2 protein-coding genes are annotated in these 2,527 nt (G+C 59.1%); one reads left to right on the top strand and one right to left on the bottom strand.

What is annotated here, in order from left to right:
• Positions 1 to 908 (bottom strand): DUF72 domain-containing protein (locus AB4043_RS22225; RefSeq protein ID WP_442308121.1); only part of this gene is annotated, 908 nt, incomplete at its 3' end.
• A gap of 216 nt (positions 909 to 1,124) precedes the next feature.
• Between AB4043_RS22225 and AB4043_RS22230 the strand changes: the two genes are divergently transcribed.
• A partial coding sequence (locus tag AB4043_RS22230) for a molybdopterin-dependent oxidoreductase (protein WP_442308122.1) occupies positions 1,125 to 2,527 on the top strand: 1,403 nt, incomplete at its 3' end.

Below are 2,527 nucleotides of genomic sequence, written 5' to 3' on the forward strand. Positions count from 1 at the left end.
GCGTCATTGCGATGGAGGCACTCCGGCAGTAGGTGGTTGACGCGCTCCTGAAGCGCCATGGCATCGAATGGGGCGCGCACTTTCATGTCATTGTCGAAGTAGACGTAGACATCCCGCTGCGGCAGCTTCGGCGCACGGTCCGTGCAGGCAAAGCGGCCGTTGTGGGATTCCTGTCCCGTAGCCCAGCGCACCACCCGGTCGGCCCATTGCGCGATGGCTTTCTCTTCATAGCCGCTGGCGTACAACTGTTCTGCGCCATGCAGGCGGCAGTAGACGAAGTCACTGGTGACGTCCATCAACAGCGGCCACTCGACCGTGTCGGCAACGACCAGACCGATTTTGTGTCTGCGGAGCAGATCGACGAACGCAGGTACGGCAAAGCTTTCATGGCGAATTTCGACGCAGTGGCGAAGCGGCATCCTTGTCGTTCCCCGTGGCGCTTGGGTGATGGCACGGCCCTGAAGCCGGGGTCCATGGAAGCAGGCCAGCTTTGCGGCCTGTCCAAGGGTGCGCGGCAGAACCCTGAAGAAGCTTTCGAAACGAGCGGGATCGAATTGGAATTGCGGAGGAAATTGCCAAAGAATAGGCCCGAGCTTGGGACCAAACGCCAGCATTCCTTGCGCGAAGAAGTTTGCCATCGCATCTTCAATATCGCGCAGCTTCTTCATATGGGTGATGAAGCGTGACCCTTTGATGGAGAAGATAAAGTCGTCTGGAGTCTCGGAGGCCCACTGCAGGAAGCTCTTTGGGCGCTGTAGCGAGTAGTGGGTGCCGTTGATTTCGATGGAACGAAAGCGCCCGGCGGCGAACTCCRGCTCGCGCCGCTGCGGCAGCTTCGGCGGATAGAAGACGCCGCGCCAGCCGGCGTATCTCCAACCGGAGATGCCGATTCGTATATCGCCTGCCATCTTGATCCTCCGGGACGCTAGAGCATTTTCTCCTGTAGGTGTAGTGTAGGGATTCCGTATCTATGGGCGTTTTCCGCAATGAAAACGCCGCTGCACTCCCCTTCCGGGCTACCCAGCAACAGGAGAAATGCTCTAGATGCAGGAATTGACGCAAGGGGCTGCTTCTCTCTTGCGCATGAGAGCCACCAACCTGCCGCCGGTATCATCCTAAGGAGAATGCCTGACAAGCGCCTGCTCAATACCGAAACCGTTCTGCCCCTCGACACTACCATCCACCTGGACGGCGCTCAGGTTCCCGCTGCCACCGGCGAGCTACTGGTGGAGCGCATCAACCATGCGCTCCCAGATCGCAGGCTGGCGCAGGTCTGCTATCACCATTCCATGGGCCCGATCGAGACCTGTGACACCTGCATGGTCGAAGTCAATGGAAGAATGGTGCGCGCTTGCGCAACGCCGGTCACGCCGGGGATGGAAGTTGCTACCCGTTCTCCGAGAGCCGATGCGGCGCAACGCGATGCCTTCGATCGTATCCTCAAGAACCACGATCTTTACTGCACGGTCTGCGATAACTCCAACCACAACTGCACGGTGCACAACACGGCGATGAATCTGGATGTGAGGCATCAGGAGCGGCCGTTCACACCCAAGCCTTATCAGCAGGATCACTCCAATCCCTTTTATCGCTATGACCCGTCGCAGTGCATTCTCTGCGGACGCTGCGTCGAGGCTTGCCAGAACGTGCAGGTGAACGAGACGCTGACCATCAACTGGGAGTCGGAACATCCGCGGGTTCTGTGGGACGGGGGAATGCAGATTGCGGGTTCGTCCTGCGTCTCCTGCGGACATTGCGTGACCGTGTGTCCCTGCAATGCACTCATGGAGAAGTCCATGCTCGGGCGCGCGGGATATCTGACGGCGCTTCCACAGCCGGTGCTCAATGGCATGATTGCGGCGGTCAAGGCTGTGGAACCTGCGACAGGATTTCCGCCGATTATGGCGATCTCGAATGGAGAGGCCGCCGCGCGCGATCTGCGGAACAAGCGTACGAAGACCGTCTGCACCTACTGCGGTGTCGGCTGCAGCTTCGATGTCTGGACGCAGGGACGTCACATCCTGAAGATCGAGCCGGCAGACGGCCCGGCGAACGGTATCTCGACATGTGTGAAGGGCAAGTTCGGCTGGGACTTCGTGAACTCGAAAGAACGTATTCGCCATCCCATGATCCGCGACGAGAGGACCAACGAGTTCCGCAAGACCACGTGGAAAGAGGCGCTGGACCTGATCGAGCGGAGATTCAAGCAGATCAAGCAGAATCACGGACCGGATGCCTTTGCCTTTATTGCGTCGTCGAAGTGCACCAATGAAGAGAGTTACCTGATGCAGAAGCTGGCGCGTCAGGTGATCGGCACGAACAACATCGACAACTGCTCGCGCTACTGCCAGACGCCGGCGACCATGGGCCTGAGCCGCACGGTCGGCTACGGTGGAGATTCGGGATCGATCGCCGATATCGAGCAGGCTGAGCTTGTGATCATCGTCGGTTCGAATACCTGCGAATCGCATCCGGTGTTGGCGACGCGCATTAAGCGAAGCCAGAAGCATCGCGGACAGAAGGTGAT

It is taken from the genome of Terriglobus sp. YAF25 (assembly GCF_052113305.1).
Classification (GTDB): Bacteria; Acidobacteriota; Terriglobia; order Terriglobales; family Acidobacteriaceae; genus Terriglobus.